A 21,438-nucleotide genomic window follows, 5' to 3' on the forward strand; every position below is an offset into this window, starting at 1 on the left:
ACCGGAAATTCAATCTTATTAATTATCTTTCCATAACAACGGAAAATGACTCGCGTCCTTTTCCAGCAAAAAATCATACACAAATACGTTAGCAATAATTAAAAAAAAATGAAAAGAACACTATCATTACTAATCGCAGTATTTTCAATTATCCTTTTTACAGGTTGTAGTGCTTTAACAGGGGAAGAAATAGGCAGACTTCCAATTAATCAAGTTAGTAAAGATGATGACAACATGATTATTAAAGAAATATCATTAGACTTAAAGAAAGATGAAGAAATAGCCATATGGTCTGATATGGACATTGAATACGAAGGAAATGTTGTCTTAAGGTTTAGAATGGAAATTCTGAAAAATGGAGAAAATTTTGGTGGATTAGAAATTGACCCAACAGACAAAAACATTACTTTGGGAGAGGTAAAGACCTCTTTGATGAATAAAACTGATTGGAGTTTCTCAGGAAAAAACGCCGAAATTAAAATAGAAGAAGATGGAAATTATACTTTTAAAGGAATATTAATTGCATCTGAAAATTCGACTTTAAAAGTAAACAAAGCCGAAATTGTATTAAAGAAGTAAAATATTGCTAATAAAGTATATAATAAATTGTGTGTTAGATGGTTTACGAAAGTTTCGTGGTTGTCTGAAATACCTCCAAATCGTTGATTTGACTTTTTTAAGAATGGGTAAATTAGAAACAAAATACAACGATTTGGCTCAGTGCAAAATTGAAAGTTTATTGCTTTCTACTGGCATACTTGCCATATACTAAACGTTACCATACATATGAAAAAAAAAATGCTTATGTTATTCTTTTTGGGTTCAATTATCTGTTCCACATCCGCTCAAGAGCCACAAGAGTTTTGGGAATGGGAATTTGAGATGACCAAATATGATTCATTAATTCATGAAAAAATCTATAGAGTTTCAATAGGAGCTAATCAACAAGTAGAACTCATCAAATTTAAAAACGGAGATTATAAAGGGCACTTGAATAATGTGATTTGGACGACAAACAGTAAGGAAATAAGAAAGAAGAGAATAAGTAGTATTATAAGAATACAAGATTCAATTGCAGGAGAATTATTTAAGAATTTTGAAGAATTGAATTTTGAATACATTCCCGATTGTGAAAAAATTGAAAATTGTATTAATGGGCTTGATGGAGAAACTACTTTCTTTTCAACTGAAACAAAAAAAATAAATAAGACTGTGTCATTTTGGGAACTTACTTCAGATTACTATTACAAAAAAGATATACCAAAAGAAGTAATGACAGCACGAAAAATAATGAGTCTTATAAATTCTGAATTTAATTTAAAAAAGCAGTTTGATGATTTCACAAACAGATTACCCAAAGGTAAATATATTATTAGTTCAATAATCATGGTGAAAAGATAAAAACGTATGGTAACACCGTATATAATTTATTCCTAATCTCAGTATACTTTAGGAGATCCTCGCGGATTTTCTATTCGGTTTGTATTTGTTAAATTAGTTGCTGAAATACGCTACGAAATCATACACAAGACCGTTGCCAGTAATATGAAAAAACTAATTTTAATTTTATCATTTGTAAACCAAACAACTTTTGGTCAAGAAGTTGTCATTGCTGGAAATGGTTTAAATGTTAGAAAAGAGCCAAATACTAAATCTGAAAAAATTGGAAAGTTACATTTTGGAACTAAAGTTAACGTAGTTGAAAAAACGGGAAAATTACTTGAAATAAAAGATGGTAATGAAATTGTAAAAGGTGAATGGGTTAAAATAAAGTTTATCAATTCTCAAATACTTAGATCTGATAATAATTCAGGTTATGTTTTCAATGGTTACATAAAAAGTGAAAAAGAATTTAATTTATACCTTGAAAAAGAAATTTCAAAAATTGAAAAATTTCAGAATTATACAGTTCATTCAAAACCTAGTCCTTATTATATAAAAGGAGATTTCTTTGGAGATGGAGTTTCAGATTACGCTATAAAAGTGAGTAAAGAAAAAGACAATGTTGAAATTATTATTTTAGACATTGGAGGAAATAATACTCAAATTTTGAAACCAGTTGAAGACCTCAAAGATGAAAATAATGAAAATAGGGTAATTGACGAATTTGGTTGGGCTGAAATATTTGAAAAAGTTGAATCTGGAACTATTTTATGGTCAAACTTTATAGATGACTTTAGAAGTCTTGAAGAAGTTCCAAATTCTGAAAGAGTAATATTGAACTATGAAGCGATTTATGTTCACGCTTCTGAAAGTTGTGGTGGCGGATTTATTTTTTGGAAAGACGGAATTTTTAATTGGCTTCAGCAGGAATAATAAATACTACTGGCAGCAATGTGTATATTCAATTGCTTGCTTAGTGCTTAAACCATTCAACGAAATCATACACAAAACCCTTATAGCCAATTAGAAGGATGAATATGACACGAAAAGAATTTATTAAATTTTGTAGTTTATTAGGAATCAGCCTACCATTTCAAAATGCTATGGCAGTTTCTAATTACGTCAATCCTCAAAGTAAATTCAAAGGTAAAGTACTTATAATAGGTGCAGGCGCCGCAGGCTTAACAGCAGCATATCGACTGTCCCAATTAGGAATTAATTATCAAATTTTAGAAGCTTCATCCAACTTTGGGGGTAGAATGAAAACAACAAATGATTTTGTTGACTTCCCAATTCCTTTAGGTGCTGAGTGGTTACATGTTAAAAGAAAAATTTTTGATGAAATCATTAACAACCCTACTAAAGAAATAAAAATTGAAACAACGCACTATAATGCATTAGATGATGCGTTATACGACGGAGAAGAAACATTTATGAATGAAATGGGGTTTGGTATTGATCAAAAATTTATTGGTTCTTCTTGGTTAGATTTTTATAAACAATACATCTTACCTTCTATACAAGACAAAATAATGTATGAGCAAATTGCAAAATCTATTGATTATACTAGCGATAAAATTACAATCAAAACACAAAATGATAATTTTAAAGCAGACAAAGTAATTGTTACAATTCCTGTAAAAATGCTTCAAAATAATGCTATTACATTTACGCCTCAATTACCTGAAGATAAACGAGAAGCTATAAAGGACGTTACTGTTTGGGACGGACTTAAAGCATTTATTGAGTTTTCAGAAAAATTTTATCCTACTGCAACGGAATTTAATGTTTCGGGACAAAAAATGTACTATGATGCTTCTTATGGGCAAAATTCTGAGCGCAATGTTTTAGGTTTTTTTGTTGTCGGTGATGCATCGTTACCTTACCTACAATTATCAGACTCTGAGTTAATTAAATATATCTTAAAGGAATTAGACGAACTGTTTGATGGTAAAGCATCTCAAAGCTATATAAAGAAAATTTCGCAAAATTGGAGTAAAGAACCCTTTATTAAAGGCGCCTATGTTTATGACGAAGAAAGCTGGAGAACCGTTAGAACACTTGGAGAGTCAGTGAGCAATAAAATATTTTTTGCTGGAACAGCTTATACAGAAGGAGATGATTGGGGTGGAGTTCATTCGGCTGCACATTCAGCCATTAGGTCTGTAAATGAAATATTAGAATAAATATAATTGGCAACAACACGGTGTATAACTAATAGCTATTCAAGAGATAAAACAAGAGTATAAACATAAAATAAAGGTTTGTGTAAAACTGAAGAGTTAAGGAGTAGAAAATCGCAACTACTCATACTCTAAACCGTTGCCAACAATGCAAAATTGATACTATGAAAATGACTAGATTCCTTATAATAGCAGTCTTAATAATATTTTCCTTTTCAAGTTGTCAAAATTATAACAGTGAGGAATATATTGAAATGGAAAAAGTAGCCATCAGTGATATAATTCTTGAATTGACACAATTTGAAAAAATAAAAAATTCAAATCAATGGGAAAATGAAAAATTTAAACTTTACTTAATTTCAGAATTAGGGATATCAACAGCTTGGACAATAAAACCAACAGGTTATAATATTGGAGAAAACGGAATTGATTATAGCAAAGAAAAAATAGAAGAAAACAAAAAGGAATTTGAGAGAGAATTAGAAAAATATGAATATGAGGAAAAATTGTTTGCAAAACTTAAGAAAGGAAAAATCAGTAAACGTAAATTAAATACTTCTTTTGAAAATGATTTTTTAGAAATTGAGTTAATTGACTCTGAAAAAATACGAGAATTAGAAAGTTTTAAAACTAAAAAGAACGAATTAGGTTATTTAAGTATTTCAAGAATTATTTTCAATCGTGATTTGAATAAAGGGTATTTACATTTTGACTTTATTTGTGGAGAAGGTTGCGCTTGGGATAATAATATTGAAATAAAAAAAATAAACGGAAAATGGAAAATAACGAAATATTTTTCAGGTGGAATAGCTTAAAGTAAAACACTGTTGGCAACAAAGGCTAAAATTAAAACGGGTTTTGGCTAATCGCTTAATCCGAAATTAAATGCTAATTTAATCCCATACTAACCTTAGTCTAAGCGTTAGTAAAACATATCATCTTACCACAAAGCACCTTAATTAGGGTGTTTTTTTATGTCAAAAATTTAAAAATAAATATTAAAATAACTGTAGTTAAACAATTAATGGAGTTGCGATATTACACCGAAGAATAACAAAACTGGTAGAATTAATGAAACGACAATACCAAGTAAATTTAAGATTAATCCTTCCCGGAAATTGATTTGATAAGATTTTATTGAGTTAGTTATAGAAATGATTAAAAAGATTGAGCAAAATAAAAGCACCCAATTTCTGTAAAAAAAGATGTAGATATTGAACTTTGGAATATCTAAACTGCGGAAGATAATTATTCCTAAGCATATCAAAAAAATAGGATAAAAAGTGAAGAATATCTTTTTCATATAGCAAAAACAAAATAAAGCAAAACAGTAGTTAAGTCAATTTAAAAGCAATAAATGTAGAAATGATACAAATTACTAATCGAATCGAGAATTGTTCTGATTTGAACCATTTTATTCTTTTCGGTGTTTTTGAGATATAAACTTTGTTAAAAATAAATTCAATTAATAAACAGAAGGAAATTAAAAGAAGACCTCTTAAAAAATAAATCATAAGTTTTTATTCAAAAGTAATTAAATCCAGATAAAGTAAAACAGTAGTTTTTATTCCTCATTTACATATGTGATTGATAAAGCTATTACAATAGCACCAGACAAATAAAGAAATGGAGATCCGTTTTTGTCAAAGTCAGAAAGTGCAATTCCAGAAAGAAAAGATATAGATAAAAAAAACATTAAAAAATTTCTGAAGAAACTTTTACTCATCATGGATTTTTTACGAATAAGGATTATTAGAAACGAAGCTATTACTATGGTAACTATTAAAAGAGGAATCGGATAAAAAACAGTCATGCAATTAATTTTTATCAAATATAGAAAATCAAAACAAAATAAACCTGTAGTTAGAAGAAGTCAACGTTATCTCCGGGGTCATAATAATGATTAGAAGACTTGGTGTTTTCATCGTAACCAAGATAATCTCTAATAAGTCCGATTATAATTCCTAGAACTATGACAGAAATAATAAACAATAGAATAAAACCTGCTTCTGTAATTAACATCATAAATCAAAAATAGTAAAACAGTAGTTAATTGGAACTATTAAAATATTCGAGGAGTTCATTGATATGGTTGTAGTAAATTATAATTTTTTTAATTTAGCTGGAAAGATAATGTCATATAAATACGTCGATTTCTGTACCAAATTTGGAGTATAACGACGTATTTTATAAGTATATAAACAAGTTACCTACCATTTGACCAAAATGACATATTTTACATTTCATATTGATGATTCAGGAGCTATTGAGGATATTGACTATAAAAAAGTGAACGGACAAACTATTCCGGTTTGTAAAATGTATGATGATAATGATTTTAATAAGCTTAATGACATCTTACATTCTTTAGACGATTATATTCTAAACGAAAAAGCTTTGAATATTTTTAAAGAAAGTAAGACAATAAAGTACGATTTAACAAAAGCTGTTGTAATCAGAAAAGAAAAAATACTAGGCATTTTAAAAAGGAGTAAATCATATGAATATTACCATTTAAATTTTTTAAAAGATTACGCTACTCAATGCTATGATTGGATTGATTTTGAGAAAAGTGAAATATATGCTATTGATAATAAAAATCAGAAAAGATTAAAAATTCTATCTCATCTAAATAAACTTGAACTAATTGCTGAAAATAAATCAGACTCTAATCAAAGTTTTTCATTTGAAGTCAAAAAAATAGTTTTTGGTGAAAAATTTGACTTTGAAATTGATTTCTTTAAAATTCCTTTATACTCTTCAGGTGAGTACATTTCGGAAAGGTTAAAAAATAAATTTGAAAAAGCAGGAATAACGGACATAGGATTTGCGGAGAGAACAGAACAATTAAATAAAGTTTGGCAACCTATGTTTCCAATAATAGAATTCGAAAATAAACACGGTAGGTAACACCATGTATAAAACATAGCTAATAATTGCTAAATCGGAGGTTTTGTCTATATTTGGTTAGTCCGCCAAATTTTTAATTTGGCTTTTAAAATGAAAAAAATTAAAAAGAAAATATAAAAATTCGGCTTTGTATTAATCCAAAATGTAAGTGTCTTTTTGCACGCTACGTTTCATACACAAACCGTTGGCATTAATATAAAACTGACCAAAAATAAATGGCAAAAATCTCTCTTTTCGAAAAAGGACAAATCATTTTAACAAATCCAGAAAATGGATTTTATGGAATTGCTGTAGTTTTATCCGAAACGGAAAAAACGCCTGAATTTCATCCAAGATGTCATATTGCTATAACACCTCTGATTTTTGACCGAAAGGTAGAATTTTCTGAACTGAATATGGAGGAACTAAAACCATTGGAGTTTGAACGAATTTATAATTTAAAAACCGAAGAGGAATTCAGTAAAAAGGAAATTTGTATTGGAGTTTACACTCGGAAAAATAAGCACAATTTTGAGATTTTAGGAAAAGTAGACCCTGAAAAAATCTACGATGGACCTTTACCATTTGAACCGTTAACTGACTTAGAAATAACCTATCCGATTTATGGTGATACGGAGAATTATTTGGGAAGAGAAGCCTATATAAATTGGAGTCGGAAAATAAAAAATACTAATGCCAACAATGTATAACCGCAATTACGGCGGATTCGACTACGTCCGAATCCACTCGGAATTGCGAGCGTCAGTGCTTAATCGAAAAACAGAAACTTTAAACCCGTAACTGACGGTTATACGAGACCGTTGTAAGCAATCTAAACTCACTAAAAATGTTTTTTCCTTCAGATACAAAATACAAACAAACAAAACTTATTAAACAAGGAAAAAGTAGAATTGAAGAAAAATTTAAGCTTCTTTCAAAATGGATTTCTGAAAATTATAATGTAAGAGTACTTAATATTCAAGAGAATCTTGATGAAGATAACGATAGATTAACGATTGATGTGCATGTAGAAACTATTGAAGAGGAACTTAAACTTACAATGAGTGAAGAGTATTACTTCAATGATATTACTACTAACAAACAGAAAGAGATTACAGAGAAATATATTCAAATCATAAATCCCTCAAATAACCTAAGTATATCTCCAAAAATAAATGATATATCTATTTATTGTTTCGCTTTTGAACGAATTGCCAAAGAGGAAGTTAACCTATTAATCCCTGAAAAAAGAATTAAGGAAATTTACAAAGAATTAGAACTCCCCGAAATTTGGACAATTTCTAGATTTTTTGAATATGCTACCTTATTTGTTTATAAGGATGGACAAAAAGATAACATTAAAAATTCAGCTAAATTTAAGCTGATAGAAGACAAATATTTTGACCTATTAAATGAATACGATGAGTTCAATTATTGGGAAAGGGAAAGCTTTAAAATGAGATTAGACTCAAAACAAAATTTTGACGATAATTATGAAAGTAATTGGATTAATTATTATAATTAAAAACTGCTTACAACAACATATATGTGCCATAGCAGCAAAGTGATCAATAGATTGGTTGTTTTATATTTATGAAGGCGCAATGCTTGCAAAAGGTAAAAATTAGCAATCAATGCGCAGAAAAATCGAAAAGCAAGGTAACATTTTGCTCAGCTACGAAACATATATTAAACGTTACCTGCAATTATGAAAAAACACCTGTAACTAATCAAAAACGACTGTTCACTCATTTAAGGTTTTTGAATAATTAAACAAAAAGTAAATTTGGACACAAATAGAAACGAATGAAAAAAATTGGTTTAATAATATCAATTCTACTTCTGAATCTCAACTCGGGATTTTCTCAAACCGAATCTGAAATTGACTCTTTGCTAATTGGAATTGCGGAAACGGAAAACTCAAAAGAAATAATAAAAACCGTTCAAGCCGAAAAAATAAAAGCATTTGGAGAAAATTCTTTGATAATTCTTGCGGAGTATTTTACTGATACAACTTTGACAAAAATTAAATCGGAATGCCATAATAGGAATTTGACAAAAGGAGAAATTGCAATCATAATGGCTGATAGAATTGAGCCTATGCCATATTTTACTGTTACTCAAATTCAAAATTGCACACTGACTTTTTGCGAAAATAATCCAAATAGAATTGAATATTATTTTAGTACAAACAATTATCTTAATAACAAAGTATTTAAAGAAAGATACGTGGAATGGTTATTTAGTGAGGATAGATTAAAAAGCGTAAAAGGAAAAGACAGAAAAAAGAGAAAGAAAATATTAACTGAATGGAAAAATAACAGCAGGTAACACCGTGTATAATTCACTGCTAGTACTCGCCTACTTACGAAAGTCCTCGCGGACTTTCTATCTGTGATTTATTTGCTAACTTTAGTGCTTAAACCACGCAACGAAATCATACACTAGACCGTTGTGCATAATAATATAGAAAACGAAATTGGGATACACATTAAAAGCATATATTGGAAAAGAAGAAAATTTAAATCCTATACTTGAAAGGTATAGTGAATCAAAAAAAGTTAATCTGAACGGAGGGATCTCTATGATTCCAATGACTGACGAATTATTTGATGAAATTAACGAAATGAAACCTTCTTCTGGAATATCGACATTCGAGTTTTTAACCAAGAATATTGAAAAAAAAACAATTCAAACAATAGAAAATCGAGAAATAGCATATGTAGAATCTGATTTTTTCGGAGGACAAGGAGGACATATCGGAATTATATGGAAAAATGGAAAACGTGATTTCTTGACTAAATCGGATATAAGCTCTATGAATAAAATTTTAAAAAGATTAGGTGTAAATCGAACGTTACTTAAAGACGAATTTGAAAATGTTGGTTTAGATAAAAATCGACATACTGAAGATTGGATTGAATAAAACACTATGCACAACACCACCTAAACTGCATTAAAACGCAGCTTAGCCAAACCGTTGGCAACAATATGAATAAGAAATTAAGAAATAAAAAAACTCAAAACCCATTTTCAGTCTTAGTTATACTTTTAATTATAGTTGGACTTGGTTGTATGTTTCTTACTTCGATGTATTATGAACCAAGTTGGAACTTTAATTGGAATAATATTAGAAAAAGCATTAGAGATTCGATAACATTATCGAAACAAAAAGGAATTACTAGTGGTGTTGGGGGTATGGGAATCTCAACTGAAAGCGAAGTTAGAACTAGGATTTGGGTAATGAAGAATGCTACTGAACATGAATTATTAAAACTTACAGAATATCCGAATGGTACGATAAAAACTATTGCTTATGAGGGTTTATTAAGAAAAAAAGAATTTAGTAAAAAGGCTGAATTAACATTAAGAGCCTTAAAAGACACAACTTATCTTTTGAGTTATCAATCTGGTTGTATAGGCTGGGAAAGAAAAATTGGAGATTATCTTATTCAGGACATTCTAATGATTGACGATGAAATGCCTCCATCACCACCCGGAATGAATTCAAATATTAAATTGACTGAACTGGAAAAGACACAAATTTTATTAGAATACAAAAAAACAAAAGGGAACTGAATAATACAGTTGCCAACAATTTGAGAAATGACGAAATACATCAAAATAATAGTTTTGTTTTTGACTTTATCTGCTTCTGGACAAAATGCAACTAAAATGAAAACACCCGAAAATGCGACTGAAAAGTTTACTGAGTTTATCGTAAAGAAAAAGTTCTATGCGGAAAATCATTCACCTAATATATCGTATGAAAAATTGAGACCAATATTGACAAAAAAAATCAATGAAGTGGCAAACGATTTTAAACAAATTGCGGAATCTGAAAATCCGACGGACAAAAAATACCAAGAAGCAATAAGAATCGGACTTTTAAAATTCCCGGAAATTGAATTGGGCTATGACTCTGAGGATAGAGAAAGGATTTTGCTTTATTTTCAAGAGATAATGGACATAGTTGGGCTAAAAAGTTCTAATGGACAATTAAATAACTTTTATTATGGATTTGACCTAAATACTGTTGATAAAAAAAATTAAAAACTGTTGCCAACAATGTATAACCGCAATATTAAACCGAAAATTATCACTAATTTGCCCGTAACTGACAGTTATACCAGACCGTTAGGTGCAATTTGAGCGCTGACCTAAGAATTAATTGATAATTATCAAAAATTAAAAATCATCAATAAAAAAAGAAAAATTCAATACGCACTGTTATTATTTCTATTCTTAAGTGTAGTAGGTTTCTATTCAATTCAGAACAAAAAAGACCTTACCTTAGAGGAACCGAATAGAATTAAAGTTGTTGAGGAAATCGAACATTATAAGATTCTTGTTTCTGGTGGTTTCAATATGGATGCAAATTTAAGCTACGCAGTTCCACAATTAAAATTCAATCTAACTGACTCTTTACCTAATTTACAAATAGGTTCTGAAAAAACAATTCAATTATCTGCATATGACTCAATGATTCCATCATTGGTAAAATTGGCAAAATTATTAAATCACAACTTGAATTTGAAGAATAGTAAGCCTTATCAATTTTACAATCCTTATTTAAGAGAATCAGAGTCTATTGATTTAATAAAAACCACAAAAGAAAAAACAGAAAGAAAGCGAATTTCTGGACATCGATTTATAAACGAAAAAGACATAAACTATTTGGAGTTAGATAGTTTGGATTTAAAGATGTCTTATTTATTGCATAATTATTTGATTTCAGTAGCTGAAAAAGAATGGATAGACACAATTTCAACTAACGGCTTAAGAGAAGAATTTTCTTTAAGTAAAGCTTTGAAAAACTCTGATAGTGTTTACAAACTTAATCTAAGACGTAAAAGAATGAGTTCAATTCCGCCTGAAATAGGAAAATTGAAAAATCTAGAGGTCCTGATAATTTCTGGTTCTACAATAAAATCTCTTCCAGATGAAATTGAGGAATGCAAGAATCTGAAATCAATAATTGCGAACTCTAGTAAATTAGAAGAAATTCCTGCAACTTTAGGGAATTTAAAGAAATTAAGAACTTTAAAAATTGGTCATTGCAACATAAAGTCTATACCAAAAGAAATTGGTAATATAGAAAGTCTATGGCATTTATCTATTGGAGATAATAGTATTAAATATGTTCCAAAGGAATTATCTAAACTCAAAAATTTGACTTGGTTAGATATAAGTGACAATCCAATAGAAGAATTTCCTGAATGCATTTTAGAAATGGAAAATCTAGAAAGGTTCTGGCTATATGGAACTAACATAAAAGAAATTCCTTTTGAATTTAAGAGATTAAAATATTTAGACCATGTTAGATTAAATAAGACAAAAGTTTTAAATATAGATTCATTGGCTTCAGTAATGCCAGAGGTAATGTTTTTAAATAAAAATTAAAAACTGCACCTAACAATGTGTATAATTCATTGCTAGCTAGAGCCTACTTACGAAAGTCCTCGCGGACTTTCTATCTGTGATTTATTTGCTAACTTTAGTTCCTAAACCACGCAACGAAATCATACACTAGACCGTTGTAAGTCATTTAGACAAAACCGCAAGAATCGGGTTTTTCAATGATTAAATATTTCAGAATATTGTCAAAACATTAAACCATACAGAAAATGAATTTTGATTTTGACGATAAACAACGTAAAGAAATATTAAATACTGTTTTAGATAAAGTAGAACATTTTTATGCTAACACCAAAGATTACAGCACTACGCCTAAACTAAATTTACAAGAAATACGAAATTTAGTCGAAACACCAGATTTAATTTCAGGAAATAAACCTAATGAGGCTATAGAACATATAATCAATGGTCTTGAAAATTATTCGGTGCATACACCACATCCAAACTATTTTGGTTTATTCAATCCACGTGCAAATTTTGCTGGAATTATAGCAGATTTCATAACTGCTTCATATAATCCTCAATTAGCAGCGTGGAGTCACGCCCCTTTTGCTGTGGAAGTAGAAGCACACGTGATTAGAGAATTTATTGAAAAATTTGGACTGGACAAAAAAAAATCTGATGGTGTTTTTACAACTGGGGGTGCTGAAGCAAATTTAACTGCTGTATTATGTGCGTTAAACAATAAATATCCAAATTTTGCTAAAAATGGAATGTTTGGTTTAGATAAAAAACCTATTATTTTTTGTTCTCAAGAAGCACATCACTCTGTACAAAAAGCAGCAAAAGTTGTAGGTTTAGGATATGATTTTGTAAAAACTATTCACACTAATAAAGATTTAAAAATTGACACTTTTCTATTAGAGAAAGAAATCAAAAAACTTAATGCTTCAACTCAAAGTCCATTAATGGTTATTGGTACAGCTGGAACAACAGGAACAGGAACAATTGATGATTTAGAAAGTATATCTAAAATTTGTAAAACTCACGACATTTGGTTTCACGTTGATGCTGCTTATGGTGGAGCAGCTGTTTTAAGTTCAAAACTAAAACAGTTATTAAGTGGTATTCCAGTTTCCGATTCTATAACATTTGATGCACATAAATGGATGTCTGTTCCTATGGGAACAAGTATATTTTTGACCTCTCACCAAGAAATCCTTAATAAAACATTTAGAATAACCACAGAATATATGCCTAAAGAGGCAAGTGAAATGAAAATTATTGAACCTTTCTCGCATTCCATTCAATGGTCAAGACGATTTATTGGTTTAAAGGTATATTTATCTTTATTATTTTATGGTTGGGATGGTTATGAAAAAGTAATCAATCATCAAGCTAAAATGGGAGAATATTTAAGGCTAAAACTAACTGAAAACAACTGGATTATTAAAAATAATACTGAATTACCAGTAGTTTGTTTTACAGACCAACAATTTGAATCGGATTTGAACTTTACAAAAACCATTTTAAATAAAATATTGACTAGAGGAAATTCTTGGTTGTCGGTTTATCCAATAGAAAATGTTCCAACATTTAGAGCTTGTATTACTAACTATAATACAACAGAAACAGAAATTGATGAATTAATTGAAGAATTGAATAAAGAACGAGAAACATATCAATCTTAACAATGTTAAGCAAAAAAGACACATACCAATATAGCAAGATAGCTGAAGCTATTAGCTTTATAGAAAATAATTTTCAAGAACAACCTTCATTAAATGATATTGCAAATCATATACATTTAAGCCCACATCATTTTCAACGTTTATTTAAAGATTGGGTTGGAATAAGTCCTAAAAAATATTTAAAATTTGTTAGTTCTAAATATGCTAAAAGTCTATTAAAAAAGACAGATTCAAATCTTTTTGATACAGCCTACAAAACAGGTCTTTCAGGTACAGGAAGGCTTCACGATTTATTCATAACTTTAGATGGTATGACACCAGGCGAATATAAAAATGGAGGTGTAAATTTAACTATCTACTATTCATTTGCTACAACGCCTTTTGGAGAAATTTTGGTAGCTTCAACCAAAAAAGGTATATGTCATATGGCATTCTCTGATAATCAAGAAAACACATTTCATAACTTACAATCAAAATTCCCAAATGCGATTTATAAAAACCAAATAGATGAGGCACAACAAAACGCATTGCTGATTTTTAAAAACGATTGGAGTCAATTAAACAACATTAAACTACATTTAAAAGGAACAGATTTTCAATTAAAAGTATGGGAAGTTTTATTATCTATTCCTTTTGGAGAATTATCTAGTTATGGTACAATAGCTCAAATGATTGGAAATCCCAAAGCATCTAGAGCAGTAGGCACTGCAATTGGAAATAATCCTGTGGCATATCTAATTCCTTGCCATAGAGTAATACAACAATCTGGACAAATAGGTGGTTATCATTGGAATCCAATAAGAAAAAAAATAATAATAGGTTGGGAAGCATCTAAATTGGATTAAAAACGCCTTACAACAACGTATATAAAGAATAGTGGTTTAAGTGCTTAACCTAAAAGCATTTTGTAATTTTAGCCTTAGTAATAACTCGAAAAGTTTGTGCGTAAAAACCCACTACTTTTCATATACGAACCCATTAAATATTATTTACTACAAACACCTTAATTAAGGTGTTTTTTTATGTTAAAAATTTAAAGGTAAATATTAAAATAAGTGTAGGTATCTCCGATACCTTAAAAACGGAAAAGTTCATTAATATAACTGTGGTAAGTAAAACATAATGTTTTGTTATCACGAAAAATCAATTAGATATTTAATAATTTTGTTTATGTATAACCAGTTAGATTTAATAAGAATGAAATACTTATTTATATTAATATTTTTTAGTTTAGTTAGTTGTTCATCAACAAAGAAATTGACAGAAAACAGTACGAAACCTACAAAGTTTGTTTTTAAAGAATCTATGGTTTCAATACAAACTGGAATTTCGGATTTGGAAACGAAAACGAAAGGAAAAGATTCTTTATTAAACAAAAAACTAAATGGAATAAAGATGTCTCAATTGCTATTGAAAAAACCAAATACAGAGATTTATGTTGAAATTGAAAATGATACGGTTTGGCGTTATACCAAACAAGAAGGTATAATGATTGGCGATTATTTTATGATTCAAAAAAATACTGGAGTTTTACATTATTATGATAAATCCAAATCTATCAATTATAAAAAGTATGATCTATTTGCAAAAAACCACGAATATGAAATAATTGAAAATAGAGAAGATGTTAAAGAGATAAAAGGATTTAAATGTTATAAGCTCACTCTGATTAAAAAGGAGAGAGAAAGTGATTTAGGATATACGAAATATGAAATGTATGTCTCTGATCAGATAGAATTGCCAATTCATTCTGTAATTAACTTGACTAAATTTATGCCTAATACTTTTCCAATGGAGATAAGAATTTCAAATGGGGATTTTTCAGGAGTTACCCAATTATATGAATTAATAAAAATTGATTAACATACTGCAATACCCTATACAATAAATAAGTTGAAGCATTGCTTACTATAGGTCAACACTCAAAAGTGTTGATTTTTTTATGTCCAAAATTTTAGAAATGATTACCAAATAATTGTAATTAATCTCGATTAAATTTTCTTTTGAAGTAGTCAGACTTAACTTTATTAGATTTTGGATTGCTGAAATTTTTAAAAATAAAGTAAGCGAGTAAGAAAAGGATAAAAGCGATTATCATAGTTAATTTTTAATCAAAGATAAATATTACATTTATATGAGATTTATAATAATGCTAATAATTATAGCAAGTACAATAATTATTAAACAACCATATTTTTTTTCAATAAAAAATTGAACGAAAAAATCAGCAATAGCTTGAAGGATGAAGTCAAACATAATTCAAATATATTGAAATCAATTATTGGTTTTAGTCTTCTTTTAGATATGTAATTGAAAGAGCTAATACTATAGCACCACATAAATAAAGAAAAGGAGCTCCATTCATGTTTGAATTAGTGTAGTGTATACCTGCTAAAAATGAAATTAATAATAAAAACATTAAAAAGTTTCTGAAGAAGTTTTTTCCTTTCATAGAGTTTAAAATTTTTATTGTAAAAATAATAAAGTGAGATTAAAGTAAGACGGTAGATTGAAGAAAAAGAGTAAAAGAAATACGAACCTAGGTTCGCTTTTGAATAAGTTAGAAAATCTTAACAAGAATGCGGTATTACAAACATGTGTTCGAAAGGGATGCATATACCAAAACTATTAATGTATAAACGATTTAAAGTCAAACAGTAGCATAAGTGATAAAATGAAACCCACTCAAAGGTTGAGTGGGTAAAGGGGGAGTTTCTATTAAAAAAAGGGGAGTTAATAAGTCTTTTATGGGGACGCAATAATAAATAGATTCCAACAAATAAATTAACGGAAATCCGTAAAAAGAGTAAGGTTTACCTTAAAGTTTAAGAAATGTATAACCGTAGGGGCTCAGATCGTCAAAACTGAAAAGGTTTTTGACATGATTGGGATAAATAATAATTTTTCTAAATTAGCTAGAAAGATAAAATGAAAATTAGAGAAGTACATAGAAATGATTATACCATTTCAACTGATAAGGATAGATTAGATATTTTAAGTATTCATAAATTTCTTTCAAACGAAACTGATTGGGCAAAAGGAATTCCATTGCATACTTTGAAGACATCAATTGAAAATTCATTGAATTTTGGACTTTATCATAAAAAACAACAAATTGGATTTGCTAGGGTCATTTCAGATTATTCAACTATTGCATACTTGGGAGATGTTTATGTTTTGGAGGAGTATAGGGGAAAGGGATTGAGTAAATGGTTGATAAATGAAATAATAGAGCATCCTAATCTTCAGAGGTTAAGACGCTGGATTTTGTTAACTAATACAGCTGAATGGCTTTATGAAAAATTTGGTTTTACCGAAATACCTAATCCTGAATTTTATATGGAGAAACATAATCCAAATGTATATAAGGAAATAGATCAAATTACTGTGAACGACGCATAAAAATCAAATAAGTAATATTTGAATGACTTTGTTAGATTTCATTTGGCGAAATAAATCAATTTAAAACTTTAGTCAACTAAGACTTTTTCTTTCTAAACGCAAGAAATATTGCAAACAGAATTACAAGAACAATTGCACCGAGAATAATAAATAGCGGTAAAAAATTAATTGGTTTACACATGATATAAGATTTGTAATAACAAATAAAATAAATCTATAAATAGTTTAAGGTTAGTTTGGTATTGGAAGTGGTGTGAATTGCAAAGGTTCAAAGGGATATAAATAAATATCAGCACCAACAATACAACTATAATTTGATGTATGAGGAGCAGCGTAATTATAATCTATTACATCACTCAATTCTGCTAAAGGAATAAAGATAAAAACTAAAATTAAAATGACAGTAGTGTACCAGATAAAAGAAGAAACATTTTTGGTTTCTACATATTCGATGTTTAATTGGTCATAGCTATTTTTCATAAAGTAAAAATAGAAAAACAAAATGAAGTATGATAGTTTTAGTACTATATTAGATGTAATTTAAGATTAAAAAAAAGAAAAAATAAGGAATGCCAAAGCAAAAAAAAGTAATTGATACAAATACAAATGAAAGAATAAGAAAGTTTTTCTTATTTCTATTTAGAACATAAAATTTTTGATAACTAAGATTGGTTAAAAGTATTGATATAGGTAAGGAACAAAGAAATATAAAAAAAAACATTCAGCTAAAATAGCAAAGAAAAACACTAATAGTTAGAATGAATATAAAACAAAAGAAAAGCGAACCGAAGTTCGCTTTTTTACTTATCCGTTGGTTGGAACACATTCACATAAACCAAAATCCCATATCTCATCTACTTCACATGGAACAAATGGAAAGCATTTACTTCCTCCATTGATAGATTGTTGTTCTGGTTTGTTTAATTCTTTACCTAAATTTTGAATGTTCTTAATCATAATTTTGAATTTTAAAATTTATGTAATCTATTAATCTATTTGTAGATATAATAAAATAAAACCATAGAAAAAGTAAGGTTTTTCCTTACTTAACTAAAATTAACATTTAAACAGAATTATTAGTTTGTAGCGTCAATAGAAGTAAATGATAATTGGGAGCAGTTAGACGAGTTTGAGGGTACTGCATATCAAAGAATAAAAACAATCGTAATTTTAGAGGAGACCAACGAGGAGGTTGAAGCATACATTTATGTTTTAAAGTAAAACTTCAGTTATGTAAAAAAGGAACCGATTAAAGTTCCTTTATTAAATCGCTTAGTTTTAGCCCCTGGAGCACTACGCGATTTTTGCTAAAGTATTGAAAATTAGTGGTTTTTTTTAAGTTGTTCGTCGAAAAATAAGTACGATGTGAATGTTTTTGATTTTTTTAAATAAATTACATTGGGTATAGTAAAAATATACTGAAGTAATCGTAGCGAACAATAACTTTCTACTTTAGTAGAAGTTCCTTTTTATTGATAGACTAAACTATTAAAAAGAAATTATGGAGACCAAGAAAAGAGAAATTGTAAAGAATTATGTACTTTCTTATAACAACTTTGATATAGAAGGAATGACGAAATATTTAGCGAAAAATATTGTTTTTGAAAATATTTCCAATGGAAAAGTTAATTTGAAAACCGAAGGTTTAGAAGCATTCAAAGAGCAAGCTACGATAGCTAAGGAGTATTTCAAACAAAGAGAACAGAATATTGAATCATGGGAAATACAAGATTCAACAATTACGATTGAAATATCGTACAAAGCGATTTTGGCAATTGATCTTCCAAACGGTTTAAAAATAGGAGATACCTTGGAATTAAAAGGAGTGTCGCATTTTGAGTTTGAAAATGGAAAAATTAAGCGAATAACGGATAAAAGTTGATGAGCGATTCTAAAAATTAAAAGAAAATAATCATCTATAAGTGATAGAAAACAAAAGATGACTTTATGATAGGGATTATAACATACGATAAACCACACCGTAAAACTCAAGATTTAATTACAAAATTAATACTTAATGGGTATTCTGAACTTCATTTAATAGTAATTCCTTGGGTTGAAAGAAAAAACTTTCAACCAATATTTAAACATAGACCTTCAACATGTGTGAATATTAATATTGAAGAACTAACAAGTAGGTTTAAATTGTCATATTCAAAAGTTGATGTACATAATTTAAATAGCTTTTTCTCTAAGAAGATATTTAGACATGTATTAATTGCTGGAGCGGGATTATTGCCTGAAGAGTTAGTCATAAATCATAAAATAATCAACGCACATCCAGGTTTTCTACCCAATGTAAAAGGATTGGATGCTTTAAAATGGGCAATATATCAAGAGCAACCAATAGGGGTAACAACCCATTATATTTCTGAAAAGGCTGATGAAGGAGAGTTAATAAAGAAGGTTATAGTACCAATTTATTATGAAGATACTTTTCATAGTCTTGCCTACAGGATATACGAAACAGAAATTGAAATGCTTGTCGCTGCAATTGAACATGTAGAAAGTAAGGGTTTCAAAGTAGAGTCTTTAGCCGATGAAAGATTTTTTGCAAATAAGAGAATGCCACATCGTTTAGAAATTGTTATGATGGATAGATTTGAAAAACTACGTATAAAATCTAGATCATTTCGAAAAAAAATAAAGGACAACCAAGTATAGTCAGATTGGTGATTTTTTATGTATGTGATTTAAAGGTAAATTACTATAGCCCAGTATAAATAAGGAAAAGACGCACCTTGAATTCCTGAACTAATCAGAATAACTCCTATTAAAAAAGAAACAGAGAAAAAGATCATCTATAAACTTCTAAAGAAACTTAACTTTTGTAAATAGTTTTCTGCTTTAAAGTATAATATTATAAAAATTAAATAGCTAATAAAAAAGCTCCAAATGGAGCTTAGTAAGGGGTAAACAAAGGGGAAAGTCAACTAGGAATTTATAATGGGTTGTAATGAGATCAATGTTAAAAAAGGGAGCGAACTCCCTTTTCATACTAAAAATTTGAGTCCCCCGATCCAAACGTAGTATTTATAGTGTGAAGATAGATAAATACAAGAATGACTTCTTTGAGATTCCGATGAATGGAAGTTTAGGCTCGGTGAATGGTGAAAAACTGAAGATGAAATAAAGTAGCTATTTAATGTAGATTTCGGTAATAAAAAAAGAAGCAGTCCCCCCCGGAATACTTCTTTTCTTCAAACTAACTAAACTTTAACTATTAACTAAAAAAATGAAAATCAATTTCTAATCTATACTATAAAGATAGTTGAAGAAAGAAGTGTTTAATTGAGGTATTTGTTGAATGGTGGGTTTGTGTAGATGAATGGTAGATTATGAGCTATTGAGCCTTTAAGAATAGAAAGAAGTAAAGAGAAAATTATAAAAAAGCGAACAAGAGTTCGCTTTTAATGCTAACAAAGTTCTTGTCTGCAATCATGAAAACAATTACTGAATTCAATTTTTGTTTGAAAGTTTTGAGATCTACAGTAGTCTAGACATACAGAGCAAATAAGTGGACTGCCTCCTTGAATATTTTGTTGATCTGTTTTGTTTAAAGAATTTCCTAAGTTTAAAATGTTTTTTAGCATAACATAAGATTTAAAGTTTGTTCAATTTAAAAACAGATTGTTTAGTTGAAAAAATAATAACCATAAAATAAGTAAGGGAAAACCGTAAAATTATCAAAATAGTAAAAAAGGTTTACGAGAGGAAGTAGGTTGAATATATGTACATTTGTTATATGATGTATGTAATTTAGATATTGCTCAAGTAGCTTTAATGAATCTTAAATGTATTTGAATTTTGTTTAACTATTTATATTATGGTATTTCATTATACATACATAGTGTTGCTTTTAGGTAAATTGGAAGTTTAAGATAGATTAAAATTTGAATTCATTGAACGAAATAGAAAGATATAGATCGTATATAGAAAAGAAACTGAACGAATACACTTTTGTAGGAAGTAAATCTATAACTTCTTTATTATCTATTTGTAAAATACAAAAATTGAAGAAGGGAGAATTATTACTGCAGATAGGTAAAATATCTCAACAAAAACATATTTTATACAGAGGAGCAATTGTTTCGTGTTACATTAATAGCGAGGGAAATGTATACCACAAAAATATTTTTTTAGGAGGTGATTTTGTAGGGTCAACGGTTTCAGCTTTACTAAATAAAGCTTCTAATTTTGCCCTTGAAGCTATTGAAGATTCAATCGTGATTAGTTTCGACTATGGTAAGTTTAGAGAGCTTACAGAACAAGAATTGGATCTTAAAAATTTTTATATTTCTTATTTAGAAAAGAATTGGGTTGTTGATAAAGAAAAACGAGAACTGGATATTGTTTTGAAAGAAGCCAATGAAAGATATCTTGATTTTATTACAAAACATCCAGAAATTGAGAAGCGTATCCCTTTATATTATATAGCATCACATTTAGGAATTACACCAACACAATTAAGCAGAATTAGAAGAGATTTAAAAGAAAAATAATTTCAATCAACATATGTAAAGGAATGGAAT

General features: G+C 28.7%; 26 protein-coding genes. 21 read left to right on the top strand and 5 right to left on the bottom strand.

Annotated elements, in window-relative coordinates:
- Nucleotides 1-108: 108 nt before the first annotated feature.
- The 5 genes from ABNT22_RS07375 (at nucleotide 109) to ABNT22_RS07395 (ending at nucleotide 4,381) form a co-directional block, all read left to right on the top strand.
- Complete coding sequence (locus ABNT22_RS07375; RefSeq protein ID WP_348715312.1) at nucleotides 109-579, top strand: hypothetical protein; 471 nt, start codon at nucleotides 109-111, stop codon at nucleotides 577-579.
- 225 nt (nucleotides 580-804) lie between these two features.
- A complete protein-coding gene (locus ABNT22_RS07380; protein WP_348715313.1) occupies nucleotides 805-1,401 on the top strand; it encodes a hypothetical protein in 597 nt (198 codons plus the stop codon).
- A gap of 144 nt (nucleotides 1,402-1,545) precedes the next feature.
- Nucleotides 1,546-2,316 carry an SH3 domain-containing protein gene (locus ABNT22_RS07385; RefSeq protein ID WP_348715314.1) on the top strand — a complete coding sequence of 257 codons (771 nt, stop codon included), beginning with the start codon at nucleotides 1,546-1,548 and terminating at the stop codon, nucleotides 2,314-2,316.
- A gap of 104 nt (nucleotides 2,317-2,420) precedes the next feature.
- A complete protein-coding gene (locus tag ABNT22_RS07390) occupies nucleotides 2,421-3,569 on the top strand; it encodes a flavin monoamine oxidase family protein (RefSeq protein WP_348715315.1) in 1,149 nt (382 codons plus the stop codon).
- A gap of 251 nt (nucleotides 3,570-3,820) precedes the next feature.
- A complete protein-coding gene (locus ABNT22_RS07395; RefSeq protein ID WP_348715316.1) occupies nucleotides 3,821-4,381 on the top strand; it encodes a hypothetical protein in 561 nt (186 codons plus the stop codon).
- Nucleotides 4,382-5,130: 749 nt separating this feature from the next.
- Here ABNT22_RS07395 and ABNT22_RS07400 read toward each other — a convergent pair.
- Both ABNT22_RS07400 and ABNT22_RS07405 read right to left on the bottom strand, forming a co-directional pair.
- A complete protein-coding gene (locus tag ABNT22_RS07400; protein ID WP_348715317.1) occupies nucleotides 5,131-5,262 on the bottom strand; it encodes a hypothetical protein in 132 nt (43 codons plus the stop codon).
- 167 nt (nucleotides 5,263-5,429) lie between these two features.
- Nucleotides 5,430-5,591 (bottom strand): hypothetical protein, encoded by a 162-nt coding sequence (locus tag ABNT22_RS07405; protein WP_348715318.1) that lies wholly within the window; start codon nucleotides 5,589-5,591, stop codon nucleotides 5,430-5,432.
- Nucleotides 5,592-5,792: 201 nt separating this feature from the next.
- On the opposite strand from ABNT22_RS07405, the gene ABNT22_RS07410 reads away from it, so the two are divergent.
- The 11 genes from ABNT22_RS07410 (at nucleotide 5,793) to ABNT22_RS07460 (ending at nucleotide 15,367) form a co-directional block, all read left to right on the top strand.
- Nucleotides 5,793-6,476: a hypothetical protein gene (locus ABNT22_RS07410; RefSeq protein ID WP_348715319.1), complete on the top strand. Its 684-nt coding sequence runs from the start codon at nucleotides 5,793-5,795 to the stop codon at nucleotides 6,474-6,476.
- Nucleotides 6,477-6,691: 215 nt separating this feature from the next.
- Nucleotides 6,692-7,165 carry a hypothetical protein gene (locus tag ABNT22_RS07415; protein WP_348715320.1) on the top strand — a complete coding sequence of 158 codons (474 nt, stop codon included), beginning with the start codon at nucleotides 6,692-6,694 and terminating at the stop codon, nucleotides 7,163-7,165.
- A 137-nt stretch (nucleotides 7,166-7,302) separates the two neighbouring features.
- Entirely contained in the window at nucleotides 7,303-7,980 is a 678-nt protein-coding gene (locus ABNT22_RS07420) for a hypothetical protein (protein ID WP_348715321.1), read from the top strand.
- 281 nt (nucleotides 7,981-8,261) lie between these two features.
- Nucleotides 8,262-8,786, top strand: a complete 525-nt coding sequence (locus ABNT22_RS07425) for a hypothetical protein (protein ID WP_348715322.1) — start codon at nucleotides 8,262-8,264, stop codon at nucleotides 8,784-8,786.
- A gap of 148 nt (nucleotides 8,787-8,934) precedes the next feature.
- Nucleotides 8,935-9,381, top strand: coding sequence for a hypothetical protein (locus ABNT22_RS07430; protein ID WP_348715323.1), 447 nt, complete (start codon nucleotides 8,935-8,937; stop codon nucleotides 9,379-9,381).
- Between the two features lie 65 nt (nucleotides 9,382-9,446).
- On the top strand, nucleotides 9,447-10,034 hold the full coding sequence (locus ABNT22_RS07435; protein ID WP_348715324.1) for a hypothetical protein: 588 nt from the start codon (nucleotides 9,447-9,449) through the stop codon (nucleotides 10,032-10,034).
- A gap of 27 nt (nucleotides 10,035-10,061) precedes the next feature.
- Nucleotides 10,062-10,508 carry a DUF4844 domain-containing protein gene (locus tag ABNT22_RS07440; RefSeq protein ID WP_348715325.1) on the top strand — a complete coding sequence of 149 codons (447 nt, stop codon included), beginning with the start codon at nucleotides 10,062-10,064 and terminating at the stop codon, nucleotides 10,506-10,508.
- A gap of 315 nt (nucleotides 10,509-10,823) precedes the next feature.
- Nucleotides 10,824-11,858, top strand: coding sequence for a leucine-rich repeat domain-containing protein (locus ABNT22_RS07445; protein WP_348715326.1), 1,035 nt, complete (start codon nucleotides 10,824-10,826; stop codon nucleotides 11,856-11,858).
- Nucleotides 11,859-12,082: 224 nt separating this feature from the next.
- The gene (locus ABNT22_RS07450; RefSeq protein ID WP_348715327.1) at nucleotides 12,083-13,504 is read left to right on the top strand and encodes a pyridoxal phosphate-dependent decarboxylase family protein; all 1,422 of its coding nucleotides are present in this window, start codon (nucleotides 12,083-12,085) and stop codon (nucleotides 13,502-13,504) included.
- Nucleotides 13,505-13,506: 2 nt separating this feature from the next.
- Nucleotides 13,507-14,349, top strand: coding sequence for a methylated-DNA--[protein]-cysteine S-methyltransferase (locus ABNT22_RS07455; protein WP_348715328.1), 843 nt, complete (start codon nucleotides 13,507-13,509; stop codon nucleotides 14,347-14,349).
- A gap of 352 nt (nucleotides 14,350-14,701) precedes the next feature.
- Complete coding sequence (locus ABNT22_RS07460; RefSeq protein ID WP_348715329.1) at nucleotides 14,702-15,367, top strand: hypothetical protein; 666 nt, start codon at nucleotides 14,702-14,704, stop codon at nucleotides 15,365-15,367.
- 424 nt (nucleotides 15,368-15,791) lie between these two features.
- On the opposite strand, the gene ABNT22_RS07465 is transcribed toward ABNT22_RS07460, so the two are convergent.
- Nucleotides 15,792-15,956: a hypothetical protein gene (locus tag ABNT22_RS07465; protein ID WP_348715330.1), complete on the bottom strand. Its 165-nt coding sequence runs from the start codon at nucleotides 15,954-15,956 to the stop codon at nucleotides 15,792-15,794.
- A gap of 476 nt (nucleotides 15,957-16,432) precedes the next feature.
- Between ABNT22_RS07465 and ABNT22_RS07470 the strand changes: the two genes are divergently transcribed.
- Nucleotides 16,433-16,906, top strand: a complete 474-nt coding sequence (locus tag ABNT22_RS07470; RefSeq protein WP_348715331.1) for a GNAT family N-acetyltransferase — start codon at nucleotides 16,433-16,435, stop codon at nucleotides 16,904-16,906.
- Nucleotides 16,907-17,137: 231 nt separating this feature from the next.
- On the opposite strand, the gene ABNT22_RS07475 is transcribed toward ABNT22_RS07470, so the two are convergent.
- Together ABNT22_RS07475 and ABNT22_RS07480 are read right to left on the bottom strand one after the other, a co-directional pair.
- On the bottom strand, nucleotides 17,138-17,386 hold the full coding sequence (locus ABNT22_RS07475; RefSeq protein WP_348715332.1) for a hypothetical protein: 249 nt from the start codon (nucleotides 17,384-17,386) through the stop codon (nucleotides 17,138-17,140).
- A 324-nt stretch (nucleotides 17,387-17,710) separates the two neighbouring features.
- Nucleotides 17,711-17,863 (bottom strand): hypothetical protein, encoded by a 153-nt coding sequence (locus ABNT22_RS07480; protein ID WP_348715333.1) that lies wholly within the window; start codon nucleotides 17,861-17,863, stop codon nucleotides 17,711-17,713.
- Between the two features lie 135 nt (nucleotides 17,864-17,998).
- Here ABNT22_RS07480 and ABNT22_RS18390 point away from each other — a divergent pair, with 135 nt between their 5' ends.
- From ABNT22_RS18390 to ABNT22_RS07495, 4 genes are all read left to right on the top strand, one after another.
- Nucleotides 17,999-18,127: a gamma-glutamylcyclotransferase gene (locus ABNT22_RS18390; RefSeq protein ID WP_412766886.1), complete on the top strand. Its 129-nt coding sequence runs from the start codon at nucleotides 17,999-18,001 to the stop codon at nucleotides 18,125-18,127.
- Nucleotides 18,128-18,407: 280 nt separating this feature from the next.
- Nucleotides 18,408-18,788, top strand: a complete 381-nt coding sequence (locus ABNT22_RS07485; RefSeq protein ID WP_348715334.1) for a nuclear transport factor 2 family protein — start codon at nucleotides 18,408-18,410, stop codon at nucleotides 18,786-18,788.
- Between the two features lie 65 nt (nucleotides 18,789-18,853).
- Nucleotides 18,854-19,570 carry a formyltransferase family protein gene (locus ABNT22_RS07490; RefSeq protein ID WP_348715335.1) on the top strand — a complete coding sequence of 239 codons (717 nt, stop codon included), beginning with the start codon at nucleotides 18,854-18,856 and terminating at the stop codon, nucleotides 19,568-19,570.
- Between the two features lie 1,238 nt (nucleotides 19,571-20,808).
- Nucleotides 20,809-21,408: a Crp/Fnr family transcriptional regulator gene (locus ABNT22_RS07495; RefSeq protein WP_348715336.1), complete on the top strand. Its 600-nt coding sequence runs from the start codon at nucleotides 20,809-20,811 to the stop codon at nucleotides 21,406-21,408.
- The last annotated feature ends 30 nt before the right edge of the window (nucleotides 21,409-21,438 follow it).

Origin of the sequence: Tenacibaculum sp. 190130A14a, assembly GCF_964048965.1 — a bacterium.
Classification (GTDB): Bacteria; Bacteroidota; Bacteroidia; order Flavobacteriales; family Flavobacteriaceae; genus Polaribacter; species Polaribacter polynesiense.